17 protein-coding genes are annotated in these 18798 nt (G+C 75.4%); 2 read left to right on the top strand and 15 right to left on the bottom strand.

Annotated features, from left to right (window positions below):
* Positions 1 to 3: 3 nt before the first annotated feature.
* From AB0761_RS30245 to AB0761_RS30180, 14 genes are all read right to left on the bottom strand, one after another.
* Positions 4 to 3750: a LysM peptidoglycan-binding domain-containing protein gene (locus tag AB0761_RS30245; RefSeq protein WP_377272319.1), complete on the bottom strand. Its 3747-nt coding sequence runs from the start codon at positions 3748 to 3750 to the stop codon at positions 4 to 6.
* Positions 3750 to 4184: a pilus assembly protein TadG-related protein gene (locus AB0761_RS30240; protein WP_377272318.1), complete on the bottom strand. Its 435-nt coding sequence runs from the start codon at positions 4182 to 4184 to the stop codon at positions 3750 to 3752. Before AB0761_RS30240 ends, AB0761_RS30245 begins: the two co-directional genes overlap by 1 nt.
* Before the next feature lie 14 nt (positions 4185 to 4198).
* On the bottom strand, positions 4199 to 4636 hold the full coding sequence (locus AB0761_RS30235) for a TadE/TadG family type IV pilus assembly protein (RefSeq protein WP_377272317.1): 438 nt from the start codon (positions 4634 to 4636) through the stop codon (positions 4199 to 4201).
* Entirely contained in the window at positions 4633 to 5001 is a 369-nt protein-coding gene (locus tag AB0761_RS30230; RefSeq protein WP_377272316.1) for a TadE/TadG family type IV pilus assembly protein, read from the bottom strand. The genes AB0761_RS30235 and AB0761_RS30230 overlap by 4 nt, the downstream gene beginning before the upstream one ends.
* Positions 5002 to 5081: 80 nt before the next feature.
* Positions 5082 to 5333 (bottom strand): hypothetical protein, encoded by a 252-nt coding sequence (locus tag AB0761_RS30225; protein ID WP_377272315.1) that lies wholly within the window; start codon positions 5331 to 5333, stop codon positions 5082 to 5084.
* A 59-nt stretch (positions 5334 to 5392) separates the two neighbouring features.
* A complete protein-coding gene (locus AB0761_RS30220; protein ID WP_377272314.1) occupies positions 5393 to 6280 on the bottom strand; it encodes a hypothetical protein in 888 nt (295 codons plus the stop codon).
* Complete coding sequence (locus tag AB0761_RS30215; protein WP_377272313.1) at positions 6277 to 7260, bottom strand: type II secretion system F family protein; 984 nt, start codon at positions 7258 to 7260, stop codon at positions 6277 to 6279. The genes AB0761_RS30220 and AB0761_RS30215 overlap by 4 nt, the downstream gene beginning before the upstream one ends.
* Complete coding sequence (locus AB0761_RS30210) at positions 7260 to 8840, bottom strand: ATPase, T2SS/T4P/T4SS family (protein WP_377272312.1); 1581 nt, start codon at positions 8838 to 8840, stop codon at positions 7260 to 7262. Before AB0761_RS30210 ends, AB0761_RS30215 begins: the two co-directional genes overlap by 1 nt.
* Positions 8830 to 10101 carry a hypothetical protein gene (locus AB0761_RS30205; RefSeq protein ID WP_377272311.1) on the bottom strand — a complete coding sequence of 424 codons (1272 nt, stop codon included), beginning with the start codon at positions 10099 to 10101 and terminating at the stop codon, positions 8830 to 8832. Before AB0761_RS30205 ends, AB0761_RS30210 begins: the two co-directional genes overlap by 11 nt.
* The gene (locus AB0761_RS30200; protein WP_377272310.1) at positions 10101 to 10859 is read right to left on the bottom strand and encodes an SAF domain-containing protein; all 759 of its coding nucleotides are present in this window, start codon (positions 10857 to 10859) and stop codon (positions 10101 to 10103) included. The genes AB0761_RS30205 and AB0761_RS30200 overlap by 1 nt, the downstream gene beginning before the upstream one ends.
* 35 nt (positions 10860 to 10894) lie before the next feature.
* On the bottom strand, positions 10895 to 11809 hold the full coding sequence (locus AB0761_RS30195) for a hypothetical protein (protein WP_377272309.1): 915 nt from the start codon (positions 11807 to 11809) through the stop codon (positions 10895 to 10897).
* A gap of 50 nt (positions 11810 to 11859) precedes the next feature.
* Complete coding sequence (locus AB0761_RS30190; protein ID WP_377272308.1) at positions 11860 to 12522, bottom strand: hypothetical protein; 663 nt, start codon at positions 12520 to 12522, stop codon at positions 11860 to 11862.
* A gap of 133 nt (positions 12523 to 12655) precedes the next feature.
* Positions 12656 to 13498, bottom strand: a complete 843-nt coding sequence (locus AB0761_RS30185; RefSeq protein ID WP_377272307.1) for a hypothetical protein — start codon at positions 13496 to 13498, stop codon at positions 12656 to 12658.
* A gap of 122 nt (positions 13499 to 13620) precedes the next feature.
* Positions 13621 to 14394, bottom strand: coding sequence for a ferritin-like domain-containing protein (locus AB0761_RS30180; RefSeq protein WP_377272306.1), 774 nt, complete (start codon positions 14392 to 14394; stop codon positions 13621 to 13623).
* A gap of 349 nt (positions 14395 to 14743) precedes the next feature.
* Here AB0761_RS30180 and AB0761_RS30175 point away from each other — a divergent pair, with 349 nt between their 5' ends.
* A complete protein-coding gene (locus AB0761_RS30175) occupies positions 14744 to 15949 on the top strand; it encodes an MBL fold metallo-hydrolase (protein ID WP_377274397.1) in 1206 nt (401 codons plus the stop codon).
* A 72-nt stretch (positions 15950 to 16021) separates the two neighbouring features.
* Here AB0761_RS30175 and AB0761_RS30170 read toward each other — a convergent pair whose 3' ends face one another.
* Positions 16022 to 17380 (bottom strand): phospholipase, encoded by a 1359-nt coding sequence (locus tag AB0761_RS30170; RefSeq protein ID WP_377272305.1) that lies wholly within the window; start codon positions 17378 to 17380, stop codon positions 16022 to 16024.
* Between the two features lie 177 nt (positions 17381 to 17557).
* Between AB0761_RS30170 and AB0761_RS30165 the strand changes: the two genes are divergently transcribed.
* Complete coding sequence (locus AB0761_RS30165; RefSeq protein WP_377272304.1) at positions 17558 to 18526, top strand: EamA family transporter; 969 nt, start codon at positions 17558 to 17560, stop codon at positions 18524 to 18526.
* Positions 18527 to 18798: the final 272 nt, after the last annotated feature.

The following is an 18798-nucleotide window of genomic DNA, read 5'->3' as shown; positions in this document are numbered from 1 at the left end:
CGGTCAGGGCTGCTCCATCAGGTCGCGGAGCAGCGAGACCGTCTCGGGCTCCAGCTCGCGGGCGGCGTGTCTGCTGGTGGAGTCCAGCCGGTTGACGGCCTTGAGCAGCTGCTCCCGGGCGCCCGCCGACGCATAGATGTACAGCAGGTCGCGGTGGAGCAGTTCGGCGTCCGGGGCCACGGCGAGGCCCCGGTACGCCGCCGCCTCCGCACTGCGGAAGTCGCCGTGCTGAAGGCGGCGGGCGGCCAGCTCATGGGCCGTGTCCAGGACGGCTGCGACCATGTCCTGACGGAAGGGCTCGGCCCAGCCGTACGCGCCCTGCGGGACCTCGGCGAACGGGGCGCCCCGCACCAGGGCCAGCGCATGGGCCAGGGCGGCGTCGGCCGCGGGGCTGGTGCTGCGCATACCACGCCGGTAGAGGCTGCGGAAGTCGTCCCAGTCGCAGGTGACGGCCGGTGAGAAGGCATGGGCGCCACTGCCGTCGGTGGCGAGGAAGACCCTGCCCTCACCGTCCTGCCCCAGCCAGTGCCGCAGCCGGTCCACGGCCGACTCCAGCTCCCGGGCGGCGTGCCCGGCGGCCTCCGGGTCGCCCTGCACGGCGCCCGGGTGCAGCACCAGGTCCAGGGCGCGCTGGTCGCTGCCCGGGTTGAGGGCGAGATAGGACCCTATCTCGATCAGCCGGCCGCGCCCGGCGGCGTCCACCGGGCCGGTCGCGCCGAGGATGTCCACCGGGCCGAGCAGCCGGACCCGGGGGGCGTTGCGCAGCGAGTGGGCGCGGGGGGAGCGCAGGATGGCCAGCAGGTCCTCGGCGTCGCTCCGGCCCGGGTGGGCGGGGCCGGTCGGCCGGGCGGCGCCGTTGCTGCTGCCTGGCTCGGCCGGAGCGGCCGGGGCACCGGCGGGCGGTTCCCCCGGGCGCTGCACGGCGGGTCCGGCCGGTGCCGCGGACGAAGCGGGTCCGGTGGGCGCCGCGGACGAAGCGGGTCCGGTGGGTGCCGCGGCGGCCGGGCCCGGGCCGCCGGTGTGCCGGGCGTGGCCGTTGATCGGGCGGCCCGGGTCGGCCTCGGCGGAGCCCTGGCCGCCGGGGGCGGCGGGCATCCGGCGGGCCGGGGTGGCCGGGTCGGTGCCTGCGAAGGCGCTGCTGCCGGTGGTCACCACCGGGATGGCGGCGGGCAGCGCCGGCCGCGGCGGGGGGCTGGACTCCGCCCCGGCGCCGTGCCCGTCGTCGCCGTTCCCGGCGAAGGGCCAGAATTCGGCGTCCGGCTCCGGTCCTTCGACCGTCCAGGCGGGCGCCGGTTGCTGCTCGGCGGAGCCGGAGATGCGCAGCAGCTCACCCCAGTAGCCGTACTGCTCGTCCGTCAGCCGCTGGAGTTCGACGGTGAGGCCCAGGCCGGGCAGCGCGGTGGGGCCGGAGGTGCCCAGCGTCCAGCGCGCCACCGGACCGCTGCCGCGCCCCGGCGCCCGGGTGACCACGGCCAGGCAGGTACGGGGTCGCGCGTCCAGCAGCCGGCCGAGATCGGCGGGGGTGCTGCCCGCCGGGGCATGGCCGCAGAGGACGATCTCCGGTGTCCAGGCGTCGTCGGCCCGGCCCCGGCTGCGGGCGTCCCGGGGGTGTGCCGCGCCCGCGGTGAGCAGGGCGGAGCGGGCGGTGGCGTCCCGGGCGGCGAGTTCGGCGAGCGCCTCCTCCAGGCTGTCGTGACGGCGTACCCGCTCCGCCATGCCGTCGGCGACGGGGAGGTCCTCGGCGATGTCGACCAGGTGCATGTGCAGCCCGTCGGCGAAGGGGCTGTGGGCGAGCTCCAGGGCCAGGGCGCGCAGTACCGCGCGTACCTCGTCGGCGCCGCCGGAGAGGTGGAGCAGCCGTACCGCCTCCAGGTCCACCAGCACCGCGCCGCCGTCCGGGGCCGAGCCCAGGCCGACCAGGCCGGGGTAGGGCGCGGCCACCGCGGCGGCCTCGGCGGCGGAGAGCAGGTCGGGCGCGTCGGCGGGGCACCACCAGGCGGTGGAGGCATGGGCGGCACGGAAGGGGGCGATGGGCGAGGCCGGAACCGAGAGATGCAGCTCCACGGTGCGGTCCGGGGTGATCCGGACGGCCGTGACGGCTGGCAGCCGCTTGCCGCCGCTGATGGCGTTGCGGGCCAGGGTGCGCAGGGCACGGTCGACCAGGGCGAGACCGGCGGCGTCCTGACGGACCCTCAGTTCCGCTTCGAAGGCGGCGACCGGCGGCGGCGGCAGGGCGATCCGGTGGCGCGGGCGGCGGCGCTGCTGCTGCCGGGAACGCCGGGTGGCGACCGCACCGACCAGAAGTGCGGCGAGCAGCACCGTGACGCCGGAGGCGGCGAGGGCTGCCGCGCCGTAGTCGGCGCCGCCGGCGGCGACGGGTTCGCCCGCGTCGTGGTCGGCGGGCGCGGGGGCGGGGGCACCGGCGGCCGCGGTCCCGGCGGGGGTGGGGACGTCGGTGGCGGTGTGGGCGGGCGCGGGAGCGGTCGGCGCGGTGGCGGTCGGCACGGTGGCGGTCGGCACGGTGGCGGTCGGCGCGGTGGCGGTCGGCGCGGTGGCGGCGGGGGTGGGGTCCGACGGGGTGGCGGCCGCGGAGGTCCCGGCGCCGGGTGCCCCGGCGGACGTGCCGGTGGGCGTACCGGGTGCTTCTCCACTGGGTGTCCCGGCGCCGGGGGCCGGGGTCGCCGGGGAGGGCTTGGGATGGGCCGGTGCCGGACGGGTCGGCGGCGTGGCCGGGGGCGCGGCAGGGTCGGCCCCCGGGAGCTGCAGGACCATGCCGGGGGTGATCAGGTCGGGGTCGATGAGCCGTTCACCGTCCGGAGCCCGGGTCCCCTTGTTGGCGGCGAACAGCTCGGGCCAGGCGTCCGCGTCGCCCAGTTCGCGCTGTGCGATCGCCGACAGGGTGTCACCGGGTCGCACCGTCGCCGTGTCATGGTGCGGGCCATGCCGCTCGGACTGCCGCCCGCCGCCGGTGTCCGGCTTGGCGTCCGGGGGCATCAGCAGCCGCCACCCCGGGTGGATCGGCCGGTCCGCGTCGAACCGGCGGCCCAGGTCGTCCATCACCCGGCCGTCGTTGAGCCGGGCGATCTCCTGCCACCGCTCCCCGGCGCCCAGTTGGCGCTCCGCGATGCTCCAGAGGCTGTCGGCGGGCCGGGCGTCACGTACGGTGTAGACCGGCCGGTCGGCCGTGGCGGCCGCGTCGGCGGCCGGCTGCCGGTCGGCGGCGGGCACGGCGGTCAGCGCCGCATGCTGCGGCGCTGCCGTGATCGCCGCCGGGGCGTGCCCCGGGGCGGAGGCGAACGCCGATCCGGCCGCCGGCAGCAGCGCGAGTACGGCGCCCACCAGCCCGGCAGCCGCACGCTGGCTCCAGCCGAGGGTCGGGATGCGGCGGGCCACCCGCCCGCGCAGCTGTGCGGGGATCTCCAGCAGCACCGAGACGGCGAAGCAGAGCCAGGCCGTCCAGCCGACCGCCACCAGGGCCCAGAGGAACAGCCTGCCGTCGTCGGGCCGGGTGAGCAGGTCCAGGAATCCACCGTGGGCGGGAACGCCCATGTCGGCGACGGCCCTGGTCCCGAGCGCCAGCAGCGCCGGCACCCCGGCCAGCAGCGCCGCCAGGGCGACCAGTGCGGCCAGAGCCGCCAGCAGGGAGGGCAGCCGGCCCGGCAGCCGGCCCGGTCCGCCGCCGCGCGGCGGACGGGTGGCGGGGCCGCTGCGGCCCGCAGATCGGTGGACTTCGGCTCGTGGGGCGGGCATCAGCCGTTCTCCGCTTCTCCGACGCCGTGCACCAGGGCTGCGCTGCCTTCGCCGTGCACGGTCATGCTCCCGATACTGATGACGCCCAGCAGGGCGGTGTCGTACTCGCCGTCCACGGTGACGTGGATGCTCCTTCCGTCGGGCGCGACCACGGCCTCGCCCTGGACCCCGTTGTCGGCCAGGTATTTCTGCGCCGCCGCACGGGCCGCATCCGGGTCGACGACCAGGGGCCCGCCGGAGAGCGCGGCGGCCGGGTCGAGCTGCTGCCCGGCCGCACGGGCGGCCTCCTGGGCGAGGGCGTCGGCCCGTTCCACCGCGCGCAGCCGGCCCCCGCAGTCGATCACGATGCCGATGACCACCAGCAGGCCGACGGCGCACAGGGCGACAAAGATCGAGATGGACCCGGCGTCCCGCCGCGCCGCACTCCTCCGCACTGCCCCTCCCCCTCTCAGCGTCCCCGGTAGCGGTCGACCACCGAGGTGAACCGGCCGGTCATGGTGCGGGAGCCCGGCAGCCCGCCGACCAGCAGGTCGTCCAGCGGCACGGTGCACTGCACCAGAGCGGTCACCTCCCCGGTCTCCCCGGGCACCACCCCGAACCGCGAGGTGTCCAGCTCGACCCGTGTGCTGCTGCAGTGCACCCCCTGCTGCTCCAGGGTCTCCCCGGCCGCGCTGTCGGCCGCCTGCCGTGCGGCCTCCGCGGTCCGGGCCAGCGAGGCGCTGCGCGCGGCAGCGCGGGCGGCGGCGTCCACCGTGCCGCCCGCGGTCTGCAACCGGCCGGCGGCGATGGCGAGCAGCACGAAGAGCAGCAGGGCGGGCGCGAGGATGGCCGCCTCCAGGGCCACGCTGCCCTCCTCACCGCGTGCTGCGCGGCCGGTGCTGCTCACGGTGGTGCCTCCCCGGGTCGGGTGAACCGCTCGCGGGGAGCGGTCACATGCTGGGTGATCAGCTGTCCGGCCAGGCCGGGCAGCAGGGACTGGGCGCGTACGGTCACAGTGACCCTGATCTCCGTGTCGGTGGTGCCGTCCAGGGAGACATGCGGGTCGGCCACCACCCCGTCGGAGCGGTCGAGGAACGCCTGCGCCCTGGCCGCCCCCGTCTCCGGGTCCACCCCGGCCGAACGGCCCGTCTCGGCGCCTTCGCGGGCGGCGGTCAGGGCCACCTGCCGGGCGTACCACCACAGCGACGCCTGGACGACCAGCACCACCATGGTCAGCACGACCGGGAAGACGATGGCCAGGCTGAGGCTCATGGAACCGGCGTCGGACCGGGCGGAGCGGCAGCGGGGCGGCCACCGGCGGGCCGGCCGCCGACGTCGTGGGGCGGAGCGGGTCACTTGTCCTCGGGGATCTTCTTTGTGACGTTGTCCGCGAGCTTGGTCAGCGCCACCACCACGCCGCCCGCCACGGCGACCAGGGCGATGATGGCGAGCGCCAGCTCGATGCTGATGGCCCCGCGGTCGCCGTCGCGGGCGGCCCGGCGGGCGCGGTCCACCCGGTAGCGGAGCATGTGGACGCCCATCAGCAGGGGCAGCAGCGTGGTCACGGCGGTGAGACCGGCGAGGTGCTTGAGCTGGTGCTTCATGTCGGTGGCTCCCGGATCGGCAGGGGCGGTGCAGGGATCGGGCAGTGGCTGAGGGGTCTTCAGCCGCTGTTGAGCATCTGGTACAGGGCGGGGAAGGCGATCAGCGCCGTCATCAGCATGGTGAGCGCGGAGCCGGGGGCGACCATGCGCTCGCTGTCGGTGTTGGCGCGGGCCAGATCCTCCGCGAGCAGTTCGGAACGCAGGCTCCTGGCGCGGGCCCGCAGGGTGTCGTAGACGGCGGCTCCGTCGGTACCGGAGATCCGCATGATGTCGGCGACGTCCTGAAGGGGCGTCAGGCCGAGCTCGGCGGCGAGCGCCTCCAGGCCGTCCCAGGGCGGCAGCCGGTCGGTGGCGGCCCGCTCCAAGGCGTCGGAGAGCCGGCGGAAGACCGCGCCGCGGCCCACCGCGGCCGCTCTGACCAGGGAGTCCGCCGGTCCGCAGTCGGCGGCCCGCTCCAGGGCGACCAGCTCCAGATAGGAGGCGATGGCATGCAGGTACTCCACCCGGGCTTCCTTGGCCTCGCCGCGGACGACCGCGTCCGGCACCAGCCAGAGCAGCACCGCCAGAGCGGGCCCGGTGACGGCGGGGAAGAGCACCGGCAGGGGGACGTCCAGCAGCGCGGCCATGGCGCCGAGATAGCCGGGCAGCAGCAGCCCGATCAATGCGAACAGCAGCTTGTGCAGCATGAACCGGGCCGGTGTGCGGCCGATCAGCGACAGCTCGCGGTGCGGGATGCGCGCCCCGGGGACAGCGGTGAGCCGCTCGCCGATCCGGTCGTACCAGGTGGGCTGGACCGCGGCGACGCCGGGCCGCTCGCGGCTGGGCGCGCGGTGCAGCCGGTCCAGCGCGGGCCCGAGGTCGGGTGGCGCGGGACGCAGTTCGGAGGCCAGCAGGGCCACCCCGGCCGCGGCGCCGGCGCCGGCCAGTACGGCCCAGGGGGAGATCATCGCAGCTCCTTGCCGGGCGTCGCGGGGGCCGCACGCTGCGGCTCGGGTACGTCCCCGGGCCCGGTGGCCGCGGCCTCGGGCCGGGGGGCGCCGGCCCGGCTGCGGCGGTCGGGCTCCAGCAGCCGGGGCAGCGGCGGGTGGGCGGCCAGATTGCGCATCCACAGGATGACGCCGACGAAGGCGGCGGCCAGCAGCGCCAGAACCAGTTGGCCCAGCACGGTGCCGTAGGGCGCGGTGTAACGGTGGTTGAAGGAACCCACCACCACCACGCCGAGGATGATGGTGACCAGCCAGCGCACGGTGGTGCGGTGCTTGGCCCGGTCGGCCTCGATGGCGCGGCGCTGCCGCACCTCCTCGCGCACCGATTCGGCCATGTCCGCGAGCGCGCGGGCCAGACCGGGACCGCGGTCGGTGGCGCGCAGCACCAGGGCGGCGAGCACCTTGTCGGCGGTGGCGTCGCAGAGCTGGTCGGCGAAGGCCCGCAGGGCGTCCTCCGGGCGCCAGCGGGCCTGGAGCCGGGAGGCCAGGTCGGCGATCTCGTCCTCCAGCAGGGCGGGGGCGGTACGGCGGCTGGTGACGATGGCCTGCTCCAGGCCGACGCCGAGCAGCAGCACATCGGCCAGGCGCTGGGTCCACTCGGCGAGCGCCTCCAGCTTCTCCACCCGGCGGGTGTTGGAGCGGGTGGTGTCGAAGAGCCAGGGGATGCCGAAGACGGCGGCCGGCACCAGCAGCAGGGTCAGCGGGATGCCGCTGAAGAGCCACATCAGCGGCCCTCCGACGGCGGAGGCGCCCAGCTGGATGCGGCGCAGCCGCAGGGTGCCCGGGTCGGCGGTGCCGGGGGCGCCGTACCAGAGGGTGCGCAGCCGCAGGGCCAGCGGGCTGGGGGCGGCGGCCTCCGGGGTGTCGCTGCCGATCAGGCCGACGACCAGGCCGACCAGGCCCGCGATCAGGGCCGCTCCGCAGACGGCGTAGAGCAGCATCAGACGCCGCCTCCGATCCGCAGGTCCAGCGGTGCGCCCCAGGTTCCGTACGGGGACTGGAGCAGCCGGGCGTCGAAGCCGGTCCGGCGCAGGTCGTCCAGGCAGGACGGCGGGGTGTGCGGCACGGCGCGGGGTTCGGTGTCCCGGGGGCCGAAGACGGTGTTCATGGCGGGCCTGCCGCTCTCGCCGAGGCCGGCGACCTCCAGGACATGGGAGACGAAGCGGTGCCGGCGTCCGCCCACCGCGGTCTCGTCGACCATCGCGACATGGACCACGAAGTCCACGGCGTTGGCGGTGAGCCGGTAGGCGAGGGTGTCGGTCATATGGGCGCCGTACTCCAGGCAGAGTTCGGCGATCCGGTCGACCACCATGTGGGGGCCGCGGGCGTGCAGGGTGCACATGGAGCCGCCCTCGCCGTTGGTCATCACCCGCAGCATCGGGACGACCTCGGAGGAGCGGACCTCGCCGACGATGATCCGGGAGAGGGTCATCCGCAGGGCGGCGGGGATCAGTTCACCGATGGTCAGCTCTCCGGCGCTGCGGCCGTCGACGCGCTCGCCGTTGCCCTCCCTGGCCTCCATGGGGACGACCTGCCGGAGGTGGCCGAGGGTGTGCAGCCAGAGCTCGTACTCGCTCTCCAGGGTGCCCACCCGCTCGTCCGGCGGGATCTCCCCGGCCATGGCGCGCAGCAGGCTGGTCTTGCCGACGCCCTGGGTGCCGGTGATCATCACATTCTTGCGGGCCCTGATGGCGGCGGCGAGGAAGGCGGCGAGGGTGCTGTCCACGGTGCCGAGGCCGACCAGGTCGCGCAGGCTGGCGGAGGCGACCCGGTGGCGGCGGATGGCCACATAGGGGCGAGGGGTGACCTCGGTCAGCGCCTGGAGGCGCATCCCGCCCTCCAGGCGCAGGGCGAGGGTGGGGCTGGCGGTGGAGAGGCTGCGTTCGCCGCCGCCGTGCTGACGGGCGAGGTCCTGGAGGAGTTCGACCAGCTCGGTGTCGCTGTCGGCGACCGGCGGGACCTGGCGCAGCGGCTGGTGGACGCGGGAGACCCAGACGTCGTCGCAGCCGTTGATCAGGATGTTCTCGATGTCGGGGTCGTCGAGGTAGGGCTGCAGCCGTCCGGCACGGAACAGCAGGTCGTAGACGGCCTCGGCGAGAGCACGGTCCTGCTCGCGGGTCGGCGGCACTCCGTGCGCCTGGGCGTGGGCGTCGGACCAGCGGGCGACGGCCTCCTCGATCAGTGCCCGGCCGCGCTGGCGCCGGGTGGCGCGGTCCACGCTCTGGCCCTGCCTGACCAGTTGCTCGTGCAGCTCGGCGGCGACCTGCCGTTTGAGTTCACGGGCGACCTGGGGGTCGACCGCGGGGGCGGTGGCCGCGCCGGGGCTGCCCGGCACCGGGAGCGAGGGCAGCTGGGACGGCCCGGTGGGCGGCTTGGCCAGGTCGTACGCCCGGGTCGGCGGGGCCGGTGCGGTGGACTGGGGGTGCGGCTGCGGGCCCAGCAGGGGGCGGCCGTTGACGGCGGGGACGGCGGTGGGGCCGACGAGGTCGGCGGGCCTGCCGTGCAGGGGGTTACCGCGCACGGAGCACCTCCTCTCCGTCGGGGGCCGCCGTGCCGGGAGCCGGCGCCGTGCCGGGGAACGGGCTCGGCGGTGCGGGCCGGGGTGCCGGCGGGGTCGGCAGCGGACCGTCCGGTGTCAGGCCCTGCGGTGGCGGTGGCGGTGGCGGCCAGGGGCTCGGCCCGGCGGCCGTGGCGGTGAAGGCTGTCTGCGGCTGCGGCTGCGGACCGGGCGTCGTCCAGCCCGGCGGCAGCGGCGGCTGCGGTACCCAGGGACTGGGCCCGGCGGCAGCGGTGGTGAAGTCCGACGGCGGCGGTGTCCACGGACCCGGAGGCGGGCCGGGCGAGGGCACGGGCGGGGACATGGGCGGGGACATGGGCGGGGACATGGGTCCGGGCGAGGGCAGCGGCTCGGGCGCCGGGGCCTGCGGGACGAACGGTCTCGGCGGTGCGGCCGGTGCCGTCTGCCGGCCTGCCGGGTCGGCGGGCTGCCCCTGCGGGGCGAGCCGCACCCGGCGGCGCCCCACCAGCACCCGCACCTCGTCCGCCGCCGAACGGGCGGCCCGCATCAACTCGGAGCGGACGAACCGGCGGTCGGTGCTCTCGCCGCCGTCGGAGAGCACCCTGGCGGTGCGCGGCGCATGGGGCAGCAGTCCGATCACCGGGGCGCCCAGTTCCCTGGAGACGTCCGCCGCGGGGTACGGGCCCTCCTGGACCAGCAGCAGGCCCAGTGCGTCCGCCCCGGTGCCGGAGGTGTCCAGGTCCTCGCGGAGCGCGGCCAGGCGCGGGCGGGCGGAGTTGAGCCCGCGCAGGGTGCTGCGGACGGTGAGCAGCCCCCCGTCCGCCCGGCGGGCCAGCGCCGCGCTGCTGCCGTGGGCGCCGGAGCGGCCGAGGTCCATGATGACGTCGTAGCCATGGTGTTCCAGCGCATGGAAGGCCTCCACCAGGGGCTCCCAGGTGTAGGCGAGGCCGACCGCCTGGGCGGGGTCGGTGAGGCCGGGCAGCAGCAGCCGGTCGGCTGAGCCGTCCGGCGAGAGGTCGACCAGCTGGTCCCACAGCTCCTCGGCGAGCCGGCCCCGCCGGTCGGCCACGGCCAGGTTGCGCAGCCCGTACACCGCCTCGACGCGGCCTTCGAGCGCGCCCGCGAGGATGGCGCCGCCGTCCGGGTCGCACTCGGCGAGCAGCACCCGGCGGCCCGGGGTGAGCGGCCAGGCGAGCAGCAGGGCGAGGGCGGAGGTGGTCGCCCCGGGCGCGCCCGGGGTGCCGGCGACCGCGATCACCGCCATCAGCCGCCGCTCCTCTCGGGCGCCAGGATCACCATGAACCTGCCGCCGGCGACGATCTCCGCCAACCGGGGACCGGAGGAGGCGTCGACGGCCATGTCGACCACCACGGTGCCGTCGGTGTCGGCGCCGCCGACGGTGACCACGGTGGCGGACAGGGTCTGCGGCCGGGCGGTGCCGGTGGAGCCTGCGCCGGTCTGCTGGGAACTGGTGTCGGGGGTGGAGACGACCAGCACCCGGCGGCCGGGTTTCAGTGCGGTGGCCGGGAGTTGGGTGTGCTTGGCGGCGACGCCGACGATCTGCTGGCCCGGCTGCACGATCAGCTGGTCGGTGACATCGGCCTTGGTGAGCAGTGAGCCACGCTTGAGGTCGTTGGTGGCCCGCATGCCGACCGCACGGTCGAGGTCGGCTGCGTCCAGCGGGTGCAGCGCGGGGTCGCCGGCGATCCTGGCGACGGTCAGGTCACCGGCGGTGAGCTGCTGTCCTGCAGGTACGTCACGGGCGATGGCCAGCACCGAGACCCGTTCCCCGGTGGCGCTGTAGAGGGCGGCGCCGCCGAGGCCGCCGGCGGCGATCAGGGCCACGGAGAGGGCGAGCACGGCGGGCCGTCTGCGGCGGGCGCGCAGCGCCCTCGGCGGGGCGACGGCCCCCGGGCGGTCCAGCGCGGCGCGGTCCGCACCGATCTGCCCGGACGGCATGGCTGAGTCGCCGGCGACCGGCGGCGGCGACGCCAGCGGCGACGGGAATGCCCTGTTCTCCACCCGACTGTGCCTTCCGTGCGTGGTTGGTGCGCTGGTCAGTTGAGGACCTGGAGCTCGCCGACGGGCAGTTGGAGCAACTGGCTGTCGGCGGTCGGTTCCAAGGGGTCGATGGGGTGGGTGCCGGTGCCCTCGACGGTGGCCTCGATGCGCCAGTGCAGGATCGCGCTGACCGTGAACTCCGAACCGGGGCGGTCCGCCGAGGAGGTCGTGTAGCGGTAGCCGCAGTCCGGGGACTCTGCGCCGCCGTACTTCGCCTGGTAGGGCGTGCCGGGGCCGGTGCAGCGCACCGGGTCGGGGCTGTCGTCCATGTACCAGTCGACGTACTGGAGGGTCGCGGTGGCGGTCACTCTGATGCCGGGGGCGTCCGCTGCCGCCGTGTTCTCACCCGCCTTGCCGTCCACGGAGATGGCCTCGGCGGGGTCGTACCAGAGCCAGAGCCCCATACCGACCAGGGGTTTGCCGTCCTTCCCGGGTGCGGTGTGCAGCACGGGCTTGCCCAACTGGATGCGGGAGATGGCGTCCATGGCCACTTGGGCCGGGGTGGGCGGCGGGTCGCCCGCGGGGGGCTCGGCGAGCCAGCGCGGCGGCGCCCCGGTGACGGTGTTGCTGCCCGGCGGGTAGCACAGGACGTTGTAGACGGCACCGCCGTCGGAGGGGTCGTGGCCCATCCAGGCGGGATCGCCCGCGGCGGGCTGGGGAGAGGCCCTCCTGTAGTAGCAGCCGTCGGCGGCGTTGAACCAGCCGGCGTCGTCGAGGGAGCAGGGCACCTCCTGGCCGTACCAGCGGCAGACCTCCTTGCCGCCGACGGTGGTACGGCTGCCGCCCTGGGCCGGGGTGCTGCCCGGCGCTCCCGGGTCGTGGGCCTCGACGCAGATGACATCGGTCTCGCAGTCGGACACACCGCCGCTGGGCGGCGGGGCGCCGTCGGCCACCGCCTGGCTTCCGGTCATGAGCGTGCCAAGCAGCAGGGCGAGGGTCGCCGCCGACCGCGACGCCGCCCTCAGCATGTCTGCCCCGTCCGCTGCCTGAGGTCGCTGATCAGCCACCCGTCGGAGGTGCTGGTCGCGGTCGCGGTGACGACATACCGGCTGAGCCGCTGCCTGGGGTCCCTGAGCTGCTTGCTGTGCGCATCGGCCTGGTGCCAGCCGCTGACGTCCAGGCAGTCCTCGATCGCTGCGGTCTGCGGGGACGACGTGAGATTCAGCGCCGTCACCCTTGCGTCACTGCGGGGTTGTCCCTGCATCACCATGCCGGCCTCCCGGAGGCGGTGAAGATTGGCCAGAGCGGCGCTGAGCGCACTGCCGGTGGCGAAGAGGCTCAGCCCTGCCCCTGATCTGGAACTGTCCGCATAGGCGGTGGCCTGCGCCCGCCACCAGTCGGAGTAGCGGGCGAGCACCTGCCGGGCCACGGCGCCGTCGCGGCCGGTGTCCGGCACCGGGGACGGCGCGGGGGCGGCGGAGGTGTCCGGGGCCTCCCGGGTGGTGGGTGAGGCGGGACGGCTGCCGAGATGGTCCACGCTGCCCGCCCCGGAATCGGCGCAGCCGGCCAGCAGCAGTGCCGCCAGGGGGAGCACCAGGGATGCCCCGAGCCCGCCTCCGCTCCACCGCCCCCGGCGCCTCGCATCGGCCGCCGGAGGACGCAACGCATGCACACGTCGTCGCATGGGCCCCCCTCGCCGCATCCCGACCCACTTGTGGCAGTGGTCAGCAGAATATGCCTGTCGGCCCGTCATGTCCTCGATCGAGCCGATTCTTCGCCGTCCCGTCAGCTCCCGGCAACACCAGGGGTCACCGAGACTACGCAGAGGGTGGGCGAGTTGGCGAGCCTTTCCTCCCCAGAACGGCCAAGAGTTCTCCAGAAACGGACATTCCCGACAACATCCCCCGTAGGGCCGCCGGGTTGCGCAGCAGCAGCCTGCCGCCGGGTGCGGGCACCACCAGCCGCGCGCCGGCCCGCCCCTGTGCGCCCATGTGTCCGCACACCGCCGGATGCAGATGTGCCGGGGCCACCGCGGCGGGCAGACCGGCCACCCCGTCCTGGAGCACCCGCACCACACCCTCGGCGAACGACCCCGGCGCGCCCGGGGGCGTGGTGCGCCGCCCCCGGCGGCCCGGCGACCAGGGCGCCACACACCCCCAGAGCGGAACCCTGGAGTGGTCCAGCAGCTCCCCCGGCCCGGCCCCGCCGCCCTCCCGCTCCAGCGCCTCGTACACCTCGCGGTCCGCCACCGCGTCCACCAGCAGCAGCGACTCGGCGTGGTTGCCGTGCACCATGGCGCTCACCACCCAGTCCCAGGCCAGGCCCCGCCGGTAGGCGTTGTCCCGGGTGCTGCCCGCGGTCACCAGCGCCAGCCGGCGCAGCCGGGGATCGGCCACCAGCCGGCCCAGCAGGCAGACCACCAGAAAGCGGCCCTCCCGCCCGGCGGCTTCCTGAACAGCCGTCAGCATCTCGTTCGCCCCGGCGTCCGGGGGCACCAGCGCCACCCGCCCCGACTCGGGCACTCCGTCGTACCAGGCCCCGGGCAGCGCCCCGGCCAGCAGGCCGGCTCCCCGGCCGGCGTCCGAGGTCCCCGCGAGGGCACGCTCGCCACCGGCCTCCGCACCGATGACCACCAGATCCGCCGCCAGGCCCACGCCCACGCTCGGTCCCTCCCTCGCTGCTGCCCTCCCACACCGGCGTACGACCACTCTGTCGTAGACCACCGGACCGCGGGGGCCGGTTCCCGCTGCCCGTACCGGCCGCCCCGGCGCGGTCGGGACGCTCAGCCCACCGCCACCGAGCGCGGACCCAGCGCATTGCGCTTCGCGGGCAGCCGCAGCCGCACCATCCGGCGCCACCCGTAGGCGGCCTCGTAGAGATAGAGGAGATGCAGGCCGGCCGCGAGTGCGGCCCGCTGCGGACGGGGCCAGCGCAGGATCTCCCCCATGCGCCGCATCACGGCCAGCGCGACGTCGCGGTGGGTGCGGATCTCCACCCGGGCGGTCTCCCGGAGCAGCCCCCGGATCGCCTGCTCATGGCCCTGGTCGGCGAGGCGCAGCAACTCCTCGTGGCAGTACGCCAGATGGTTGTCCTCGTCGGCCGCGATCAGCCGTACCGCCCTGCCGACATCCGGGTGGTCCCCGAGGAACCGCACCAGCAGCTGCATCTCCTCGGCGGCCCGCTGCTCGGTGACCCGGCTGTGCACCAGATAGGTGATCACGTCACGGTCGTCCAGCGGCCGGTCCGAGCGCAGCCGCTCATGCAGCACCCCGATGCCCTGGCGCTCCAGCAGCATGCAGTAGTCCGTGTCGGGCGGCACGGCGACCGGCTCCAGGCCCCGCTTGCGCAGCAGCTGGGCGAAGATGCGGCCGTGCTTGCGCTCGTCGGCGCCATGGCGGGCGATCTTGGGCGCCAGCTCGGGGTCCTTCACCAGGGCGGCGATGCGCTCGTTCTCCCAGCCGCCCTGGTTCTCGTCCTGTGCCGCGATGCTGCAGAACAGCCGGTAGGCCTCGTCGCTGTCATGGATGGCGTGGAAGAGACCTCGCGCGGTGAGCATGGCAGCCACCACCTCTCGGACGGCGCGTCACTCGTCGGCGGCACCGGGCAGCGATGCAGCCTCCTGCAGCCATTTCGCATCGTAACCGGGGCCGGACCGCACCGCCCGCCCAGCGGGGCGGCGGCACGGCGCGGCCCGGCGGGGCGGAGTGCTTCCCTCCGTCATCCCGAGTCTGCGGCGTCACCCCCGGGGTAGTCTGCCGTGGAGGTGGTTGGCGTACGGCTGCGGTCGGGCAAGCGGGCCGTCCGCTCCTCCGGATCGCGTCCCACACCCCGACCGAGGAGGTGCCGTGCCCGGCCCCACCCCGTCCCCCCGGCCGACCGGCCTGTCCCGTGTACCAGGCGCCGATCTGATCCGCTCCCTGCCCGGTGCCGCGCTGCGGCGGCTGCGTCCGGAGGCGTTCGGCGCCGTTCCCACCGGGGCCCGGCTGGAGCGGGTCCTGGCATCCCCGCACTTTGTGGACGGAGCCTTCCGCAACCCGGTGCCCACCCGGCGGATGGTGTCGGAATCCCCGCTGCCGGGGATGCGGGCCCTGTTCCTGGCCGACCGGACCCGCCGTACCCCGGCCGCCGCCGTGCCGCTGCACCGGGCGACCGCCGCGGAGCTGGCGGCCCCGCCGGCCTCCGGACTGCGGACGACCTGGATGGGACATGCCTCGGTGCTGGTGGAGATCGACGGCCGCCGGGTACTGATCGACCCGGTATGGGGGGAGCGCTGCTCCCCCTTCTCCGGTCTGGGCCCCAAGCGGCTGCACCCGGTGCCGGTCCCGCTGCGGGAGCTGGGGCGGCTGGACGTGGTGGTGATCTCCCACGACCACTACGACCATCTGGACATGGGGACGGTGCGCGCGCTCGTCGACGGCGACACGGTGTTCGCGGTGCCGCTGGGCGTCGGCGCGCACCTGGAGTACTGGGGCGTGCCGGCGCAGCGCATCGTCGAGCTGGACTGGTGGGAGTCCGCGGAGGTGGCGGGGCTGACGCTGACCGCGACCCCGGCCCGGCACTACTGCAGCCGCGGCCCGCGCACCAGCCCGCTGCTGCTGTGGGCCTCCTGGGTGGTGGCGGGGCCGGAGCACCGGGTCTTCCACAGCGGCGACACCGGGTACTTCCCGGGCTTCGCCGAGATCGGCGAGCGCCTCGGCCCGTTCGACGCGACCATGATGCAGATCGGGGCCTACAGCGAGTTCTGGCCCGAGGTGCACATGACCCCCGAGGAGGGGGTGCGGGCGCACCAGGACCTGAGCGGGGCGGTGCTGCTGCCGATCCACTGGGGGACCTTCGATCTGGCGCCCCATCCGTGGGAGGAGCCGGCGGAGCGCACCGCCGCGGCCGCGCGGGAGGCCGGGGTCGTGCTGGCGGCGCCCCGGCCCGGCGAACCGGTGGAACCCGCCGACCCTCCGGCGCTGCAGTTGTGGTGGCGGGCGGTGGCCGTGGTGCCGGAGGGCGCCGGCTGGCCGTCGTACGAGCCGTCGTACGAGCCGGCGGAGGGCGCCGGAGCGGAAGCCGGGCGGCCGCCCGAGGAGGGCACCGTGCAGCCGGACGGCGTGCCGGCCTGAGCAGGGGGTTGGCCTGAGCCCGGCCTGAGCAGGGGGTCGGCCGGGCGCCCGTGGGCGCCCGGCCGACGGCTGTCAGGGTGCGACCAGATAGCTGTTCAGCCGGTCGACGGCGCTCTGCGGGTTGCCCAGGTCATAGCGGTCCACGGCGACATAGGTGGGCTTCTTGCGGGCCGCGGGGTCGCAGAAGTTCTCCGCACGGTTGAGCAGCTTGCTGTTGTCACTGCTCGCGGTGGCGGCGAGGGTGGCGTCGCGGAAGTGGTTCATGACGAAGAGGGGGTGGAAGGCCGGTTCCTCGCGGGTGAGCGGGATGCCGTACCACCGGCTGTAGCAGGACCAGTCCGAGCTGCCGGCGCCTGAGCCCATGGACCAGTAGTTCTCCACGGTCCACTCGTTCTGGTACATCACGCCCAGGGCGTCCCGGTACCTGCCGTCCGCGGAGTCGGCCGCGCGGGTCCGGTCGGTGAAGATCATCAGCTGCTTGCCGCGGGCCGCGAGGGCGGCCATGCTGGGCCAGCCGTGGTCGCGCACCCCGTCCTGGTCGGGACGGTAGAGCAGGTCGCCGAGGCCGTTCACCCGGGCGAGCTCGGCCCCGAGGACGTCGGTGGAGACATAGTCCTCGAGGAAGACGGTGGCGAACCGGCCGGGGTGCTGCCGCAGGAAGTCGACGATGCGCTGGAGGTCGACCCAGAGCGCCACCGGACGGCTGACCAGGGTGCAGCTGTCGTGGCAGAGGATGGCCCCGTCGGGGGTCTGGTGGATGTCCAGCATGAAGCCGCTGACGCCGTCGGCGAGCTGCTGGGAGATGCCGCGGGACTGGTTGGGGAAGAAGTTGACGAAGGGTGGGGCGAAGCCGCCGTCGACGCCGTTGGCGTAGGCGTTGTGGGCGGTGAGGAAGGTCACCTGGTCCAGGGTCCGCTGGTCGGGGGCGGGCGCCGGGGCGGTGGGCAGCGGCGCCGGGGTCAGGTACCAGCGGGCGAGGGGGCCGTCGGCCCCGACCTGGAGGGGGGCGGGATGGGTGCCGTCGGAGCCCGGCGGCTGGAGGGTGAGATAGCCGGAGCCGTCGTGGGCCCGCAGGGCGTAGCGGCCGGCGTCCTGCGGGACGGCGTCCCAGGATGCGGCCGGATCGCCGCAGGCGACGGTGACGGTCTGGCTGCCGCCGCGGCCGAGGCAGCGGCCGGCCTCGTCGGCGCTGCGCAGTTCGACGGCGCCGTCCGCGGCGGTTCCGAGGATCCACTGCTGGTGGTCCTCGTTGCCCTTGGGCCGGTGGGCGGCGAGGGTGCCCTGGGCGTCGGCGGCGGCATAGCCGTTGACGGCGCTCTGGACATAGAGGGTCGTGCCGGGTGCGGGGACGGCGTGGGCCGGGGCCGTGGCCGGTCCGAGGAGGAGCGCGGCTGCCGCGACGACGGCGGCAGCTGCCCGGTGGACGCGCATGGGTACTCCCGAGGAGTGAAAGGTCAGGGACATGACATATCAGCTACAGCCGGTCGCCCGCCAGAAGGCCTGCACCCGCCGCCGCACACCGGAACCTCCTCCGGCTGGCGCATGCGGGCCCCGATGCGATGTGATGGCCCCCGAATCCCCGTACAGCACCGTAATAAGGAGACGCCCATGACGGCCCCTGCCCCGGAGACGCCACCGGGCACCCCGCTCCAGCAGGCCGCCACCCGGCCCGCCGCCCCCGCCGGGCTGTCCCGCATCACCGGCCCCGTCTGGGGTGCGCTGGCCATCGTCTATGTCGTCTGGGGCTCAACCTATCTGGCCATCCGGATCGCGGTGGAGACCATGCCGCCGTTCCTCTCCGCGGCCACCCGCTTCATCGTGGCCGGGCTGCTGCTGGCCGGTCTGGTCGCCTGGCGGCAGGGCCCGGCCGCCCTGCGGGCCACCCCGCGCCAGCTCGCCTCCGCGGCCATGGTGGGCCTGCTCCTGCTGCTCGGCGGCAACGGCCTGGTGGTCCTCGCCGAGACATCGGTGCCCTCCGGGCTCACCGCACTGCTGATCGCGGTGGTACCGGTCTGGGTGGTGCTGCTGCGCACCGCCACCGGGGACCGGCCGCGGGCGGCGACCCTCGGCGGAGTGGGGCTGGGGCTGGCCGGACTGCTGGTGCTGACCGTGCCCGGCCTCAGCGGCGAGGTGAAGCTGGGCGGCCTCGCCACAGTGATCGGGGGGACCCTGATGTGGTCCACCGGGTCCTTCTTCTCGGCGCGCATCTCCATGCCCGCCAACCCCTTCGCCACCAGCGCCTACGAGATGGCCGCGGGCGGGCTGGGCTGCCTGGCGCTCGGGCTGGTCCGCGGCGAGCAGCACGGCCTGGACATCTCGGCGATCTCCACCCGGTCCTGGCTCGCCCTCGCCTATCTGGTGGTCTTCGGCTCTCTGGTCGCCTTCACGGCGTACGCCTGGCTGCTGCACTCGGCCCCGCTGTCGCTGGTGGCCACCTACGCCTATGTGAACCCGGTGGTGGCGGTCTTCCTGGGCTGGCTGGTGCTCGCCGAGCCGCTCAGCTGGCCGATCGTGCTGGGCGGGGCGATCGTGGTAGCCGGGGTCTGCGTGGTCGTCAGCACCGAACGGCGCCGCTGAGCGGGAACGGGCGAGCGGGCGCACGGATCTGCGGCTGAGCAGGAGCGGACGCGCGGGCGCATGGATCTGCCACTGAGCAGGAGCGGGCACGCGGGCGCACGGATCTGCCGCAGAGCGGGAGCGGGCGAGCGGGCGAGCGGGCGCATGGATCTGCCACTGAGCAGGAGCGGGCACGCGGGCGCACGGATCTGCCGCAGAGCGTGGCGGACGCGCGGCTCTGCGCCGCACCGGGGTCGTCGCCCGCCCGCGCCTGTGACGCCCGCGCTCCGCCG

Origin of the sequence: Peterkaempfera podocarpi (assembly GCF_042466665.1) — a bacterium.
Classification (GTDB): Bacteria; Actinomycetota; Actinomycetes; order Streptomycetales; family Streptomycetaceae; genus Peterkaempfera; species Peterkaempfera podocarpi.
Note: the sequence above shows the minus strand (reverse complement) of the source record. Positions and strands in the feature narration are given on the sequence as shown.